Source organism: Candidatus Hydrogenedentota bacterium, assembly GCA_018005585.1.
Lineage (GTDB): Bacteria > Hydrogenedentota > Hydrogenedentia > Hydrogenedentales > JAGMZX01 > JAGMZX01.
Genome location: JAGMZX010000066.1, coordinates 1 through 16,882 on the forward strand (window position 1 = coordinate 1; position 16,882 = coordinate 16,882).

General features: G+C 61.1%; 13 protein-coding genes. 6 read left to right on the forward strand and 7 right to left on the reverse strand.

The window, feature by feature from the left end; translation table 11 throughout:
• The 5 genes from KA184_12490 to KA184_12510 all read left to right on the forward strand — a co-directional run.
• Positions 1–131, forward strand: a 131-nt coding sequence (locus KA184_12490) for a zinc-binding dehydrogenase (protein ID MBP8130389.1), incomplete at its 5' end; no start/stop codon positions are given.
• 361 nt (positions 132–492) lie between these two features.
• Complete coding sequence (locus KA184_12495) at positions 493–984, forward strand: transposase (protein ID MBP8130390.1); 492 nt, start codon at positions 493–495, stop codon at positions 982–984.
• Between the two features lie 17 nt (positions 985–1,001).
• Positions 1,002–2,336, forward strand: a complete 1,335-nt coding sequence (locus KA184_12500) for a Gfo/Idh/MocA family oxidoreductase (GenBank protein MBP8130391.1) — start codon at positions 1,002–1,004, stop codon at positions 2,334–2,336.
• 248 nt (positions 2,337–2,584) lie between these two features.
• A complete protein-coding gene (locus KA184_12505) occupies positions 2,585–2,905 on the forward strand; it encodes a flagellar biosynthesis anti-sigma factor FlgM (GenBank protein ID MBP8130392.1) in 321 nt (106 codons plus the stop codon).
• Positions 2,906–3,064: 159 nt separating this feature from the next.
• A complete protein-coding gene (locus KA184_12510) occupies positions 3,065–4,414 on the forward strand; it encodes a glycosyltransferase (protein ID MBP8130393.1) in 1,350 nt (449 codons plus the stop codon).
• A 129-nt stretch (positions 4,415–4,543) separates the two neighbouring features.
• On the opposite strand, the gene KA184_12515 is transcribed toward KA184_12510, so the two are convergent.
• The 7 genes from KA184_12515 to KA184_12545 form a co-directional block, all read right to left on the reverse strand.
• Positions 4,544–5,119 carry a LemA family protein gene (locus KA184_12515; GenBank protein ID MBP8130394.1) on the reverse strand — a complete coding sequence of 192 codons (576 nt, stop codon included), beginning with the start codon at positions 5,117–5,119 and terminating at the stop codon, positions 4,544–4,546.
• 58 nt (positions 5,120–5,177) lie between these two features.
• Entirely contained in the window at positions 5,178–5,591 is a 414-nt protein-coding gene (locus tag KA184_12520) for a zf-TFIIB domain-containing protein (GenBank protein MBP8130395.1), read from the reverse strand.
• Between the two features lie 181 nt (positions 5,592–5,772).
• Positions 5,773–6,954 carry a VWA domain-containing protein gene (locus KA184_12525; protein ID MBP8130396.1) on the reverse strand — a complete coding sequence of 394 codons (1,182 nt, stop codon included), beginning with the start codon at positions 6,952–6,954 and terminating at the stop codon, positions 5,773–5,775.
• Positions 6,955–7,184: 230 nt separating this feature from the next.
• Positions 7,185–11,735 (reverse strand): protein kinase, encoded by a 4,551-nt coding sequence (locus tag KA184_12530; GenBank protein MBP8130397.1) that lies wholly within the window; start codon positions 11,733–11,735, stop codon positions 7,185–7,187.
• A 161-nt stretch (positions 11,736–11,896) separates the two neighbouring features.
• Positions 11,897–12,505 (reverse strand): hypothetical protein, encoded by a 609-nt coding sequence (locus KA184_12535; GenBank protein MBP8130398.1) that lies wholly within the window; start codon positions 12,503–12,505, stop codon positions 11,897–11,899.
• A gap of 42 nt (positions 12,506–12,547) precedes the next feature.
• A complete protein-coding gene (locus tag KA184_12540) occupies positions 12,548–13,993 on the reverse strand; it encodes a hypothetical protein (GenBank protein ID MBP8130399.1) in 1,446 nt (481 codons plus the stop codon).
• Between the two features lie 249 nt (positions 13,994–14,242).
• Positions 14,243–15,268: a prepilin-type N-terminal cleavage/methylation domain-containing protein gene (locus tag KA184_12545; GenBank protein ID MBP8130400.1), complete on the reverse strand. Its 1,026-nt coding sequence runs from the start codon at positions 15,266–15,268 to the stop codon at positions 14,243–14,245.
• Positions 15,269–15,520: 252 nt separating this feature from the next.
• On the opposite strand from KA184_12545, the gene KA184_12550 reads away from it, so the two are divergent.
• A complete protein-coding gene (locus KA184_12550; protein MBP8130401.1) occupies positions 15,521–16,855 on the forward strand; it encodes a chorismate synthase in 1,335 nt (444 codons plus the stop codon).
• Positions 16,856–16,882: the final 27 nt, after the last annotated feature.

The following is a 16,882-nucleotide window of genomic DNA, read 5'->3' on the forward strand; positions in this document are numbered from 1 at the left end:
AGTGGCTGACAGACGGCGCACTGGAAATCGTCGTCAACCATGTCCTGCCGTTGGAGCGCGCCGCAGAGGCCCAACAACTGATCGCCGAACGGAAAACGACCGGGAAGGTCGTGCTGAGAGTGGAGGATTAGGCAATAGTACCTGTCGGACTTGTCAGACTTTGTCCAACTGTTTCAACCTCTGACGCAAGATGGGATTCTTTTGCGTTTTATTCGCCAAGGATACACAGCCATGACCGGGGTTCCGGTCATCGGGCCACGCATCCTGACGGATATGATGTGTGTGATGTTGCCCGTCTCAGTTTATGGGCTATTCCAGGTATACTCGAAGCAGATTTTCCGACTTCAGGACGGAATCGCCCACCATTTTTCTCTCACTCGAAATTCTCTATCCGTAAGTCCTCGGCGGTATGCGGTGTCTTGCTTCTCTTGGAATTGGACAACCGGGAAACTGGTATAAGAGACAAGGTCCAACCCAAGAGGAGCCAGAAGGATGGGCGACGAGAAGCGAACACGGAGGCAGTTTACGTCTGAAGACAAGGCCGAAGCGGTGAAGCGGCACGTGGTGGGCGGCGAGGCGGTGTCGTCGGTCTGCGAGGACCTGGGGATCGCGCCGAATCTGTTCTACCGTTGGCAAAAGGATCTGTTCGACCACGCGGCGGCGGCGTTCGAGGTAAAGGGCCGGAGCTTGGGCATGGACAGCAGGACGCGCAAGCTTGAGGCGTCCCGTTGCATTCCGTTGACCTCCATGGCCGGAAAATCCCATCCTCCAGCCGTGTTGCGCGAACAGTTGCCGGCGCGCTTTCCGGTGGCAACGTGCGAAGTCCTGGTGTGTTTGCCAGACGCCGCCGGCAAGCCGGGCCTGAGAACCTTATTTATCCTGGCGGGAAAAGGTGCTACGATGTGCCGGTTCGACAAGCGACCCTACGTCGGGGGCCGGCGCTTGCACCGGCGAATGGGTCGCGCGCCGGAAATGGGTTCTTGAAGCGCAGGGAGCCGTAGATGAATAACAGCCGCCGTACGTTTCTCAAGCAGATGTCTTTGCTGTCCTCCGCGCCGTTGATCCTGCCGTCCGCGATATGGGCTGCGGAGACGAAACCCAATGACCGCATCGTGATGGGCTTTATCGGCATGGGCAAGCAGGGCCGGTATCTGCTGGATGCATTCCTGCACCACAAACGGACCCGTGTCGTCGCGGTCTGCGACGTGGACACGACGCGCCGCACAGCCGCGCAGGAGCAGGTGAATGCGTACTACGCCGCGAACCCCAAGCGCGGCGCCGCCGATTGCAGCGCATACAACGATTTCCGGGAAATTACCGCACGGGCCGGCATCGACGCGGTGTGCATCGCCACGCCGGACCACTGGCATGCTATTCCGGCCATCGCGGCGCTGCAGTCCGGCAAAGACGTCTATTGCGAGAAGCCGCTGACACACAATATTCACGAAGCGGTTGCCATCATGAACGCAGCGAAGGCGAACCAGCGCATTCTGCAGACCGGCTCCATGCAGCGTTCGATGACGGAATTCCGCGTGGCCTGCGAACTCGTGCGCAACGGCGCCATCGGCAAGGTCAGCCATGTCGAGTGCAGCTTTGGCCCGCCCGGCGTACCTTGCGACCTGCCGGAAGAGGAAATGGAACCCGGGCTCGACTGGGACTTCTGGGTCGGCCCTGCGCCGATGCGCCCGTACAACTCCGTGTTGAGCCCGCGCGGCGTGCACGACCATTTTCCCGACTGGCGCAAGTACCAGGAATTTGGCGGCGGCGCGGTGTGCGACTGGGGCGCGCACCATGTTGACATTGCGCAATGGGGGTTGGGCATGGACGATAGCGGGCCGCTCGAAGCGCGACCGCCGGACGACGCGGCCGCGGCCAGCGGCGCGGTTTTGGTCTACGACCAGGGTATTCGTGTCATCCATACGAATGGATTTGGCGCGCATTTCCACGGGGAAAACGGCGAGGTGAAGGTCAATCGCGGTCAGTTCGAGTTCTGGCGCGACGGCGCCAGGGTCGCCGGCTTCGTGAACCGCGAGGAAGGCGGGTCGCTTACCGCCGCGCTCAACTTTGTCGAAAAGGAGTACCTCAGTAACGCGCCCGTCAAGCTGTACGTCAGCCAAGACCACCTCCGCAACTTCCTGGACTGCGCCGAGTCGCGCAACCGCCCGATCACCGACGAAGTGGTCGGTGGCCGCAGCGCTATCTGTTGTCATCTTCTGAATCAGGCCTATTACCACCATGCGGTGATCAAGTGGGAGCCGAAGGAAATGCGTTTCGCCGAGGGCGGCGGCGCTCCCGAATGGCTTACACGCGACTACCGCGCGCCGTGGAGCGTCTGACCGGCTGGGGCGGGGCGGACCGTTTGCGCCGTTGGGATTGCTGTGTGCAAACCATTGTCCCTCAGCGGGTTGGACATGCTGGGGGTTGCGCTGGCGCTCGAAATAGTGTACAAAGGAGGGTGCGGCGTTCGTAATGTTCAGGAGCCGCTAAAGTTCCACCGGTTTCCGCCGATATAAGCAGATGAGCCGGGTGATCGGGACGTGCCCATCGCCGGGCGGGGCTGTGTGGCCCCAAAGGAGTCTTTTGCATGGTGACGATTCAGGGCATAGGTGGTCTGCCGGAGCCGAAACCGGACCGGGCGGAGAAAGTCCGCGCGGAACGGGAGGAAGAGGCCCGGCGCGCCGCGGCAGCGGAATCCGCGGACAAGTCCCCGGACGATGTCGCCGTTATCAGCAGCGAAGCGCGAGCCGCTGCCGAGGTCGCCAAGATCGTGCGCCTGAGCAAGGCGGAATCCGGCGTGCGCGCCGACCGCGTGGCCGAGGCGAAAGCGAGTATTGAGCGCGCCGACTACAAGAAGCCCGAAGAAGTCAGTAAGGTCGCGGAGCGGCTGCTCAAGTACCTTACCTGACCGTTCTTGATGCCCCGCCGGGAGGAAGCGATTCCTTCCGGCTTCTTTTTTGCCCCTTGTTCCCGGAACCGCCCACCCCGGCCTTCCAGTTCATGTGACGCGGCACGCCCCGAGCGGCTACACTGATTCCTGCAACGTCAGGAAGCAAAAGGCCGTGTCATGCCAACCCTCTCCGTCATCCTGATCGTCAAGAACGAGGCCCCGCGAATAGCGGCGTGCCTGTCGAGCGTGCGTGCCATTGCGGACGAGATCGTGGTCGGTGATACAGGCTCAACGGACAGCACCGCCGCGCTGGCCAAGGCAGCGGGCGCGCGGGTCTTATCCATCGTGTGGCGAGACGACTTCGCGGCGGCGCGCAACGAGACCATCCGCGCCGCATCAGGGGACTGGCTGTTGCATATCGATGCGGATGAGATGCTCGATCCGGACGGCGCGCGGCGCATTCGCGGCCTCGTGGACCGGGACGGCTGCGGTGCGGACGCGGTGGAGCTGGTGCTGGCGAACTATTGCGATGACCCGAGGGCGTGGCGATGGACGCCCGTTGAGCCGGACGCCGAATACGCACGAGGCTTCTCCGGCTATATCCGCGCGGAACTGTTGCGCCTGTTCCGCAACCGCATGGGATTCGAATACCGCGAACCGGTGCACGAGAACATCACCGAGAGCGTCATCGAGCGCGGAGGCCGCATTCTCCGGGAGAATATCCTCATCCATCACTACGGCTACGACCCCGCATGCGCGCGGCAGGGCGGCAAAGGCGCGTTCTACCTTGCCATTGCGCGCCGCAAGATGGCCGGCCAACCGGAAAACCCGAAGGCGCTGCACGATTTCGCGGAACAGGCGCTGGCCTGCGGCCTGACAGCCGAAGCCGAAGCCGCCTGCCGCAATGCGCTGGCTCTCGACCCGCGGCACACCGCGTCGGCGCTCACGCTGGCGAACATCCTGTTAAACCGCGGTGACCTCGAAGCAGCGCGGCCCCTGCTGGAAGCAGTCGAGCAGCAGGGCAATGCCCCTCCGCATGCTATAACGGCGCTGGCCGCGATCGATTGCCGGGAAGGGCGGCTGGACGACGCCCGGCGCAGGCTCGAAGCCGTGCTGGAGGCGGACCCGAAACCGGTTCTGGCGCATGTGGGGCTTGCGCGAGTGCTGGACCGGCTCGGGCAACCCGCCCGGGCGCTCCATGAACTGGAACTGGCCCGGGACCTTGCCCCGAAACTCGCTGAGTTCCAGCACCTGGTGCGCGCGCATATCTTGCGCACCGAAGCCGAAGGCTTGTTTCAAAAGGGACTCCCGGAGGACGCGCTCCCCACGCTGGTCGAAGCGTTGCATCTCGACCCGGAAGACCCTTTCACGCACAACGGCCTCGGCGTCGTGCTCCACGCATTAGGGCAGTGTGCGAGAGCGCGCGAGAGCCTCGAACGCGCGCTCAGACTTGCGCCCGGCCTTGCCGCCGCACGGCATAACCTCGCCGCGCTCGAAAACGGCGTCCGCGGGCCGTCTGGCGGGTGATCGAACCCCGGCGTTCCGGCGCATGCCGCAGCGTCCGGCGGTGCGACGCTCTGTAGCTGAGGCGGGTCAGTGAATGGACAGCTTTCCCGCCGGGATTGTTGCCTTGTGCGGACGCAAGAGAGGTTTTTCTCAGGAGAAACTGACTTTCGGGGCTTCGCGTTCGGCCGGGGCTTCGATCTCGAAGAATTCCGCTTGTTTGAAGCTGAATATGCCTGCGACGACGTTGCTGGGGAACATCTCGACCTTGTTGTTGAGTTGCATGGCCTGGTCGTTGTAAGCCTGGCGCGCGAAACTGATCTTGTTTTCGGTCGAGGTGAGCTCTTCCTGCAGCGCGAGGAAATTCTGGTTTGCCTTCAGGTCGGGATACTGCTCGACCACGACAAAGAAGCTGCTCAACGCCTGACTCAGGCCGGATTCCGCCTTTGCCTGCTCGCCGACACCGTGCCCCGATGCGCCCGCCGCGAGATTGCGCGCGCGCGTGACATTCTCGAGCGTTTGCCGCTCGTGCTGCATGTAGCCCTTGGCCGTCTCGACGAGATTCGGGATCAGGTCGTGCCGGCGCTTGAGCTGCACGTCAATCTGCGACCACGCATTGCGCACTTCATTGCGCAGACGGACCAGCACGTTGTACACGCCAATCATCCACAGGACAAACAACGCCGCCAGTCCGGCAAGCACGAGCAATACGATGATACCTGCGCTCATTATTCGATCCTCCGCCTCGCGTTCTTCTCGTTTGTGATCTACACCGGGGCAAGCGCCCTTATTCGCTGCGCTGAGGCGCGTTGGCCCGTTCCGGGAACATTTCCCGGAGCCAGCGCGCCACTTCCTCGCCGCCGGGCGCCGGGCTGCCGTATCGCAGGACCGTGGCCAGTTCGCCCGCGTCAAACCACAGCCCGTCGCCGCGCGGGCATCGGTCATACAGCACTGGCGCGGCGCCGCCCGTCGTGTGCTTGGCCATCTTCTTCCCGCAAATGGGGCAACGCCGCGCCTGTTCGCGCGGCGCCTGCGCGCTGTTGCCCGCCGTCATGAAACCCTGCGTCACGGCGCGGTCGCCGAACAGCAATTCGAGTTCGCCCGCGTCGAGCCAGACACCCTGGCAGCCGGCGCAATAGTCCACCTCGACGTCCTCATACTCGAGGACGATAAGCGGTTCTTTGCAGACGGGACATTCCATGGGGCCATTGTAGGAGCCCGGCGATGGCGAGTCAATCTGGTAGGCACCCAGACGCGAGTTGCCCCTTTTCAGCCAAACAGGGCGTAAGCGGCACACGATTCAATCTGCGGGACATGTCCGCAGTATTGCTGATATTCCATCCGACACTCAAGAACGCCGCGCGTTTTTTCATTCCGCATGCTCATTGTCCTTGCGGCGGTTCAGGCGGCATGCTCGGGGCAGGGGGTTGCGTCTGCGCCGAATAGGGGTTCTGCAGGTACGGACTGTCCGGCGGCGTAAGCGGTTTCAGGTGGTGATTGTACACCGCCTGTTTCTGCAACACGAGTTCGAGCGGCGGTGGCTCGATGGCTTCAAACTGCGTGTCCTGATAGGTCATGCGGCCGCTGCGCGAGGGGTATTCCAGGCCGATCTTCAGGCTGTGCGGCCGCCCGTCGACGGGCTGATAGGACCGCAGGGTAACCACGTAGTCGTTCTGGACGATATTCTGGATGTCCTCGACGGAGCGGGTCATATTCTCGAGGGCTTCGCCGATATCGAAGTATTTGCCGAATGTGTTCTTGGACAGGGCTTCGAGGTTCCCCAGGTACTTCCGTTCCACGCGCGTGTAGGCCAGCGAGTAGATGGGTATGGGAATGGTCATGTTGCTGATGCGCGTCATCAGGTCATCCCGCGACATTACGCTGCCCTCGTCTTTCCCGTCGGAGAAGACGATGATCGACCGAGAGGCGATATAGTCCGCGTCCGCGGAGTTTACGCCGCCCGTCGGGGTCATGCCGCACATCTGGATAGCGGCGTAGATGCCGTCATACAGGCGCGTGGTCTTGGCGTCCGCCCGCAGGTCGAGCATCCTTTGGCCCAGCACGGTGCTGTTCTTCTCGAAATTGGAGACCAGTTCATATAGATTGTCGCTATCCCGCACGGCGATGATGCCGATCTGGTCCTGCGGGCGCTTGTTGGTAATGAAGCGCGTAGCGGCGTTCAGGGCGGCCTGGAACGGCGGGCCGGCCATGCTCCCGCTGCAGTCGATTACAAAGACGCACTGCACCGCCTCATCGCAGGTGCGCAAGGTCTGCACCGTGTACTGCCGCTTGGCGGGGTCGTACGACCGGCCATCCACCATGACGCCCACATTCAGTTCATTCAGATTGAGGAGCGGTTGCATGTTCTGGTCAAAGGTGCGCATATAGACCCGGACAAAGGGATACAAGCCCGATTCCGTCCGGTAGATCTTGAACGCATAGCCTTCCAGACTCGTGGAAGGCGCGAACTGGGCCCGGACGGCGGTTGAAGCGGCCAGCAGCGGAAATACGAGCGCCAGCGTGATTCCCCACAATACCGTGCGATTCCTCTTGTCATGACTCATTGAAGGTCTCTCCCGTTCATTGATTGAACGACACTGTGAGATTCGAAAAGACCCTGGCAGTGTCAGTGGTTGAGAGGTTCGGAAGGGCAACTGATGCGGCACTTACGCACACCGGTTGCCGGACCCACATCGCGGCAGATGAGATACCTGGTGCGCGAAATGCAGGGTCGTTGGCGGAAGCCTGATGCCAAGGCACAGTCCGCGAAACGACCAGCAGTGGCAGACACACATCACCAGCCCGGTTTACCTCCCCTGCCCCCACGGTAGAACTTAGTGCCGTCCTGTCGTGGTGGTTCCGGCGTCGGCGGAGGCGGCGGCGGGGGCGAAGGCCGCGTAACCGCGGGCGGCGGCGATACCGGCGCGGGCCGTGCCGGCTGGGGAGGCTGCATCACCTGTTCCCACGCACCGCCACTCTGTTGTGACGGCGCTGGCGCCGGCGCCGCAGGGGTCGAGTGTACTACGACTTGTGGGGCGGATGGCTGCTGCGGCGTCGCCGCAGGCGGGGACGGCGGAGTCGCGGGCGGCGTCGGTGCAGCAGTCACCACCGCGGCGGTCTTGAACTTTATCACCGGCTCGCCGTAGGTTTCGCCGGCTTCGGTCTTGACATAGCCGCGTACGTAATACGTCGTGTCGGGCTTGAGGCTGCTCAAGACACAATAGAATCTGGTTTCGGACTCTTGTACACCGGGCAGGAATGCCGCCTGTTTTTCCCGCCGAGGGTCGCTGTCGTTGTCACTGTACCAAACGCCAGATTCCGATACCGTGCCGCCGCGGGCTTCCAAGGTCCCGTAGATTTTGCCCGAAGTGGACGTTATCTCGAGCGGCGCCGCGTATATGGTCACGGTCGGCAGTTCGATCGGGGGCTTGTCGGCCGTCCTGAAGTTGTTTGACTGACCGTAGCCAACATCGCCAGCCTCGTTGACCGCATAGGCGCGCACGAAATACTCCGTGGCGGGCTGGAGTCCATTCATGGCCAGGGTGTATGTGCCGTCGAAATGCCCGATTGAGGGGGTCTTGGGTCCATCGATAGTCGGCGGGTCGGTCGTGCTCCAGCAGACGCCGTATTCCGTGATGGCGCCGCCGCCGGTATTCACAATCCTGCCGCTGACCGTGGCCATTGTAGCTCTTATATCATTAACGGCTACAGTATCTAAAATAATTGAATGGTTTATAGAGAACTCTTCTGTCATGCTGGGATTGGAGGCTAGCGGTAGTCTCTGCTTGGGAAGGAGCACGTGACCATGAGGATTGGCCCAAGCACTATTGCGACTGCGCTCTTGTTTCCAGTAACGACGGTTGTAGGATTCAAGACGGGCTTCGCTCTCGATGTCGGGACCCTGCCATGGAAAGGCGGTCCATAGCCGTATCAGGCCGTCGGAACTGCACGAAGCAAACATGTTGTGTCTGACGGAGAAGTCCACACTTGCAACGGAACCGCCGTGACCTTCAATGGATATAAGTTCCCGTCCAGCCAAGGCGTCCCAGAGCCGGATTGTGCCGTCCCCAGCAGCTGTCATAAGCCTGCTGTCCTGCAGTCCAAAGACGATATCGTGAACATAGGCGCCGTGGCCGCGAAGCACGTGGACCGGTTGTCCTGTGGCGAGATCAAACACATACAAATTGTAGTCCCTGCATCCTGCGGCCAAGGTATGCCCGTCCGTGCTGAAAGCCAGCCCCTCCCATGCGCGCGGTCCCGCGAATTCCGCGGTCTTCCGCCAGAGAGCCGTGTCCCACAGACGGAGCATTCGGTCGCTGCCGCCTGTGGCGAGCGTCTTGCCGTCTGGACTGAAGGCGACACTATACACCGCGCCTTCGTGTTGCTGTAGACGGATGAGGCATGTATTCGTGTTCATATCCCAGATAGCGACGGGCGTCTTGCCGCGCGCGGGCCATTGTCCCGTGCCCACGGCAAGTTGTCTGCCATCCGGGCTGAAGGCAAGGCTCATTGCGTGATTATCTTGTTCGAGCTTCGTGCGGACATTTCCGGTGGCCGTGTCCCATAGAATGACATTCTGATCGACCCCTCCCGTTGCCAGCGTACGCCCGTCGGGGGAAAAGGTCGCTGCGAGAACTGCGCCCTCATGGCCGCGCAGTTCTGCATTCAGTTTCCCCGAGTCTGCGTCCCACAGACAGGCTGTACCGTCTTCCGAAGCCGTGGCCAACAGAGCACCGTTCAGACTGAAGGCCAAAACGTTGACAGCGCCCGAACGCTCACGATGGAGCGTTCTCTGGCCCACTGCGCCGAAATCCCAGCACTTGATGGTTCCATCATCAGAAGCTGAAAGGACTGTGGAACTGTCGGGCAGGAATACGATCCGGTTTACATAGCTGCTATGTCCGGCAAAGGTGGCGGCCAGTTCTCCTGTGGCGGCTCTCCAAACCCAAATCCGGCGATCGCTGCCTGCCGCAGCGAGATATATGCTGTCGGGGCTATAGGCCAATGTTGTAAACGATTCATAAGCGCGCAAATCAATAGTGCGTACGATCTCCGTTGTAGCTGCGTCGATGATTGTGACCGCCGTGCTTGCGAGGGCAATCTCCTTTCCATCTGGAGAGAAGGCAACCGCGTCGCCTTGAATGGCACTTGGCTGCTCCAGAGTCTTGATGCATTCACCCGACGCGGGATTCCAGAAACGGACAGGGTCGTTGTACCCATCGGTTACGATGAACTCTCCACGGGGATGCCAAGCAGTTGCCAGGACTTGTCCTTCGTGCGGGGTCAGGGAAATCGATTGACTGGATTGCGTCAGGTTCCAGATACGGGCGGTTCCATCAGCGCTCGATGTGAGAAGCAGCGCGTCATCGGGCGAGAATTGGACTGTGTATACGTTGTCTTGGTGACCCATTAACTGATTGACCACTTGCCCATCGCTTGCGTTGAGCAGGATTACGGTATCGTCCACACTGGAGGACGCGAGCCGTTTGCCGTCGTGCGAGAAAGCGAGGTCTGATACGGCCTCCGTATGAACCTGTTTTGTCCAGCGCGGAATCATGCTAAGAAGAGAATCCTGCTGCGCGGTGTGGCAATCCCATACGGTAATGATTCCATCGATGGTCCCCGTTGCAGCCAGACGGCCATCCGGAGTCACTGCCAAGGCATTGACAGGGCCCTCATGCGCTCGTATCGTCATGACGTCGTGGTGACAGGCGGCCTGCAAAAAGCCCCATTCCCAGTTCCTTAGGTGCGGTGGACATTCGGCAAGCGCCAGACGGGCCTGATCGTACTGCCGCTGTTCCACACAACGTTCCGCCAAGCCAATGGATGCGTAGTACGCGGACTGGTCCGCCTGCGCGCGGGCAGTCTCAGCGACTTCCCTTGTCTCCTCCGCCCGGAACCGCGCTGCTTGCTCGCTGCCGTGTGCCTGATAGAGCCGGACGTTATAAAAAGCGCTGACCGCAATGATGAGCAACAATGCTGTGGCGCCAGACAAGAGGACAAGGCGGTGTTTACGGATGAAACGCGCGAGCCGCTCACTGAGCTTGTAGTGGTAGGCATCTACGAGAGCGCCGGACAAGAAACGCTCGACCTCGGCAGCAAGTTCTCTTGCGGAAGCGTAACGATTGGCGGGCTCTTTGGCCATGGCGCGTTTGCAGATTGAGATGAGTTCTTCCGGCGCATCCTGTTCAAGGGTACGAACCGGCGTCGGGGATTCCTGGATGACCTTATCAAGGACTTCCTTGAGGTTGCCGCCGTTGTAGGGTGCTTGCCCGGTGAGATATACGTACAGCACCGCCCCAAGCGCGTAAACATCAGACCGTTCGTCCACGAGGTCGATCTGGCCCCGGGCCTGCTCAGGAGACATGTACATCGGGGTGCCTATGGCTTGCCCGTAACGGGTTTTTGCAAGCGCAACCGTATCACCAAGATACAAGGCATGAAAGGTCTGTTCCAAATCTTCACGATGGGCGTCTCTGTCTCGGCTGCACTTGGCAAGACCCCAATCCAGCACGACCGTTTCACCAAACTCGCCTACCATGATATTAGCAGGTTTAATATCTCTATGTATAACCGATCGATTGTGAGCATAGGCCACTGCGTTGCACAAGGCGACGAAGTGGGGAAGCATGCGCAGCCGGTTTTCGAGCGTTTTCGCCTCCGTGAGCGCGGCATCCAGTGTTCGACCGCGCACGAATTTCATTGTGTAGTAAAGATTGCCGTTTGAGCGCCGGCCAAGTTCATAAACGGGGACAACCGCAGGGTGTTCCAACTGACCGGTGATACGTGCTTCCTGAAGAAAGCGAGCCATCAAGGGAGTGTCTATCCGGGCCGGGCTATCAGGCCCATTGGGGCAGATTTCTGGCAACAACTCCTTCAACGCGATATCGCGCCCTAGAAAGGCATCATAAACAAGGAGGACACGTCCCATGCCGCCGTGGCCATGTACTCCGAATTCGCTGTATCTTCCCGGAGCTTCTTGGACCGTCGAGGACGCACCGTCCCACTCGCCGCGGGCCTCGGGCGACACCTGAATCTCCAGATTCCCGTCACGTGTACGGTGTACACAACCCGCGAAGGAATGCAGAAGTTGTTCGTTGCCGCCGAAAGCAGTAAGCGTGGCCTCCGCGTCTCCGTGATGGGCTGCAATGGCGGCGTCCACAAATTGATTGAGTAGATGAACATCATTCTGAGACAGCACATCCGCCTCTCGAAGAAACGCGGCTATCTCCTTGTCCGGTTCGACAGCCCATTTCGCTGCCGCGGTAACCAATTGAGCCGGAGTCACGCGCCGCAACTGCACCGCCAGTATGCCAAACAGAAGATTTCTGTCCTTGTGTCTCATGGTGCTGACGTCCTATTTCGAACCCCTTTGAACGCCGATTGATATCGTCAAGGTATTTCACTATGGAGAGGTTTAGAGAATCAAATGTTCTCATCTCCGGCCGTACGGCCACCACTCTATACGCCAATTGGACCTCTAACCGCTACCGGCGACAATACCTACTACCTCCAGAAGGAGTCCCAGACCGCCGCGGCGTAGTCCCAGAACAGGTTCCAGGCGTTGTGCCAGTCGGCCGTGACGCTGACGGGTGCAAATACGCCGATGGGCAGCGCCGCGGGGATGTTGCCGCGCGTGTATTCGAGCATCCATGTGTCGGCCGTCATGTTGTAGCCCTTGCCCTGGCCGGGTTCGAGCACGGCGCAGTCGCCGGGCAGATAAACGGTCGCTTCGGTCTGCCCCTCGGTATATGTTCGCATCTCGCCCGCAAACATGCAGTCGTACACGGTCATGTCGGCGTACCGTCCTGAGAACCCTTCGCTGCCGATGGGCGTGCCGAAGAGGAGGACGTACTCCTTTGTCGAGGCATAGAGGATGGTCAGTTCGCCCAAGGTGCCGCCGGTCCTGTTGAAATGCCAGCGCATTTCGCCGCGAATCTTTCCAGGGTACCGTTCCCGGAGCGCCTGATGGATGGCGGCAATGCCTTCCTCCACCGGCCGGCCCACGCCCAGTTTCGCGATCTCGTGGATATCCTCGGGTTCGAACACATAGCCGCTGTCGCATCCCGCAAGCAACAGAAGCGCCGCCAAACCGATGCCGCCCAAAGTACGCATCGTTCAGGTCCTCCCGCCTTTTGTTCTGGTTCCAGACCTGCCCTACGCCCGAGCCGCGTCCGCCGCGCGCGCTTCGTCGAGCAGTTGGATGCCCTCGAAGCGGCAGAAACGGCGCAAATCATCCGTCATGTCGCCATAGCACGTGACACGATGCAGGCCGTGCGCCCAATTGCGCCAGAGTACGCCGATGTCGCCGTCTACCTTCACGGTGACCTTTGTGCGGCAGCCGCGCTCCGTGTCGGGCACTTCGATAATATCTCCCGTGAAATAGCGCAGCGTGTCCGCGCCGATAAGAATGCCCTGGGTCACGCGCTCGCCTGCGCGCATGTACACTTGCGGCACCGCGCCTTCCTGCCGTTCCATGATTGTGCGCAGCTTGTACGGGCATGCCTCGCCGTTCGGACCGTTCATCTTGGTCGAGCCGAGACAATGCGCCAAAATGATCGCGTCTTTTGACTCATCGACGGTCGGGTCGCTGATAAAGCCCGGCTTACCCGACATCGCCTGCATGAGGAGAAACGTCATGGCCGAGGTCAGGTCCGACTCGCAGATGCCGGCAAGGCCCATGTCGTTGAGCCGGGTGAAACCTATGCAGGGGAATGCGGGCAATTTCCGGTACATCGACCCGTAACAGTCGACGGTGATCGCCGTGCCGCTTTCCTCATCCAGCAGTTGCTCGAAAGCGAGCGCGAGCCGGCACGACCGCACGATTTCATCGCGCGGCGGCTCTACCACCTCGACCGCCCCCGATATCCAGCGTTCGGCCTCGGCCTCCGCTGTCGCGGGCGCGACGCTTTCATACGCGGCCAGTACACGGTCCCGGTCGATGCGCACGATGCTCGTGCCGAACTTGTCTTTTACCGCCTGGAGGAATTCGGCTTTCGGATCCTGAGCCGTGACGTTCAGAATTTTCGCTTCGCGCAGGTGATGGATTGCCCGGAAGGGGCGCACCGCCGCCGCCAACTGCCCCATATCGCTCGTGAGCATGCACGACAGCCGCGCCCCTGCCTCGCTGCGCTCCAGCGCACCGAAACCCGTCCATTCATGCCCGGAATACGGCGATGCAAACAAGACTGTGGGCTTGCGGGACTTGAGCAGCTCCTGCACTATCTCCATGACGCCCATGGACAGATGAACGGCCAGAATGCCGTCGACATCGCCCAGACGCTCCGCCAGCTGCGCGGCCTGCTCGCGGCTGGTGACCAGTTCCGTTACTGCGAAGTCCACGTCTCCGAAATCGGCAGGGCGGCTTTGGAACTCGCTTTCATAACGCTCGATTTCGGCGTTCAGGTCCATCGTCGGGGTGGGCCACAGCGCCTTCGGTATGCCCAGGTACAACTTCGCGACCCGCACCTTCGTGCCGCGGCAGCCCGGACTGACCAGCGGCGTGCCGGCCCCATATGCCTTCATCGACGGCGCGAACAGCCACAAGGCCGACCCAGCCACGCCCAGTTGCAGGAATTCACGGCGACCCAGTGGAAACTTCATAGCAGGAACCCTCCTTCATGCGCGTTGTACCCGTGGTCAGGCATCCCACACACTCCTTGTTCAAGGCGCCGTCATTATGGCCCATGCGGCAGGGAAGGGCAAGCGCCGTGAAACGTGGGAGCTTGCTGCCGGTTTGGACCGCGGGAGCACGCTGCCGCACCCCAGGGCAGGGGGAGGAAAACGCCGAGCGCCTGCTCCAAGGCAGGCGCTCGAAGAGGGTCCGTTCAAGCCGCGCGGTTCGGGCGCGGGTCATTGATACACGTAGATATAGGGACCGTAGCCGTTCGGTGCGCGGCGATCGGGCAACAGATTGCCAAGAGGTACGGTCACATTATTGCCGTCTATGATAATCTGGTATGTGTCCGTACCGCGCGCTTCACCCGTGCGCCGGTCCTCGTAGTGGAAATCGAGCTTCCCATTGTCGTCGAGGTCGCGTGTCGCCATGAAGTAGGCGCGCATCCCGATAATATGATACAGGTCGTCGGGATACGTGTTCATGATGTTCAGCGTTGCCTGGTCCCAAGTGTCGTTGTTGGTCGGGGCGGGCGGCGGAATGCCGAAGGTGCTGCCGCCGGGGCCGACGCTGATGAGGACAAATGCGTCGTAACTCGCGGGGGGAAACGTGATGCCCTGCAAGAGCGGGTCTGTCGGGTCCCAACTCAACGCGTAGAAGTCGTTTGGGTTCTGGGCGGCGCGCGTGACCCAGTACTTGCGCGCTTTCTCGAATTGCCGCTTGTTTACCGGGATGTAGATCAGGGGCCGTTTCTCTTCTTCTCCAATCCGGCTGAATTCCGTCAACTGCGCGGCGTTGTTGCCGTTGTAGCGGACTGTGTCGGGGAATGATATCTTGCCCGTAGCCTGGTCCTTGATGCCGACGGGTGAGAATTCGAACAGACTGAGGGCCCCGTCGCGGTCCGCGTCGTAGCCGTCCGAAAAATTGTCGTAGTAGTCCGTTACGCCGTGCAGTCTGACGAACGACATGAACGGACGCAGGCAAAACAACTCATTATCCGGCGGACGCACGCCCGTATTCGTGTATTTCTGGTCGCCCGCGAAGGTGATGTAGCCGTAGGCAGGCGGGTAGGTCCCGTGCGTGGCATAATACTGGGCCAAGGCCGTCCGCAGTTCGTTCATGGTCGCCTGCAACGAACGAACGCGTGCCCGTTCGATAAGCCGCGGCCCAACGGCGAAAATCATCGCGGCGAGAATCGCAATAATCGCAATAACTGTCAGCAATTCAAGAAGCGTGAACCCGCGCGCCTCGCTTCGTCTCATGACATGCACTCCCCGGGTAAATGAGACACAGCCACACGCTTCAATCTTACCACGCCTGTTGAGAACGGTCAAATAATGCAGTATTCGCACTTTGTGGTTTTCGACGGCCGTGTCGTTGCAGGCGGGTTTCCGGTGCGTTCTGCAGGCTGAACTCCGTCCAGCCGTGGTGCTATAATCTTTCGCCTTTGCGCTCTGCGGCCCGCAGACCGCATGGGGAAACAAGAAAAGCGGTCTAATCGGGAGAACACGCACATGTTGGGTTGCAGCTACGGGAGCATGTTTCAGACCACCGTCGCGGGTGGAAGTTACCAGGAAGGACTGACCGTAGTCCTTCAGGGGGTTCCGCCCGGGCTGTATATCACGGATGCGGACATATACGAGGCGTTGCTCACGCGCAAGCCGGGCCAGAGCGAACTGGCCTCGCCGCGCCGGGAAGCGGACGTACCGGTGATCTACACGGGGGTCAACGCCGCGGACACGATGCCGGGATTCTCGAACGCGGGTTATACGAACGGTACGCCGATGACGATCCTGATCCCGAACGTGGACCGCCATTTCGAGCACATCGAGCAGTACCAGGTGACGAACCGGACGCCCCGGCCCGGCCATGCCTCTTATGCTTCGTACCAGAAATACGGCGAGTGGGACGATTCGATCGGCGCGGGCTTCTTCAGCGGGCGCTACACGTCCACGATTGTGGCGGCGGGCGCGGTGGCGCGGCGCATCCTGCGCGAGCACGGCATCGAGGTGTTCGCCTACGTGAAGGAGGCGGCGGGTGTGCGCGCATCGGAGGTGGACCTCGAAACGGCGCGCGAGAAGGTCGAACGTTTCCGCAAGGTGCGTCGCGAGTATGACCCGATCTACCAGTGGGTGTTTGCCGAGGGGCGGATCAACCCGCACATGCGGTTCCTGCACAAGATGGCCGTAATCGCCGAACTCGAGCGCGACCTCTTGCGTATACGCGACACAGCCAGGGTGGTAAACCCGGAGGTCATACGCGAAGAGTACGGCGTTCATTTCACGATGAACTGCCCAGACGTGGACGCGGCTTTTGAAATGGAACGGCGCATCCTGGAAATCCGCGATGAAGGCGACTCGAGCGGCGGCCTGGTGGAAGCGGTTGCCACGGGCCTGCCGGCGGGCGTGGGCGAGCCGGTCTTCCGGAAGCTCGACGGTGAAATCGGCAAGATGCTGAGCATTGGCGCGGTCAAGGCGGTCGAGGTCGGCGCGGGGTATGCCGTGAAGGACATGCGCGGCTCGCAATGCAACGACGCCATGCGCGTGAAGGACGGCAACGTTGTTTTCGCCTCCAATAACGCAGGCGGGCTCACCGGCGGCCTGACCACAGGCCAGCCGGTGGTCGCGCGCATTGCGGTCAAGCCGACCCCGACCATTGCCAAGGACCAGGAAACCATCGACAAAGTCTCGCTGGAGAACAGGGTGCTGTCGGCGGTGACGCGCCGCGACCCGACCATCGTGGCCCGTGTCTGGCCCGTGGCCGAGGCGTTCCTGGCGATGATTGTGCTGGACCAGTACATGATGCATCTGGGATATCAGGCTCTGTTCGCGCCGTGGCGCAAGCCGTAGCCCAGGCGGCGTCAACAAACCGGGGCG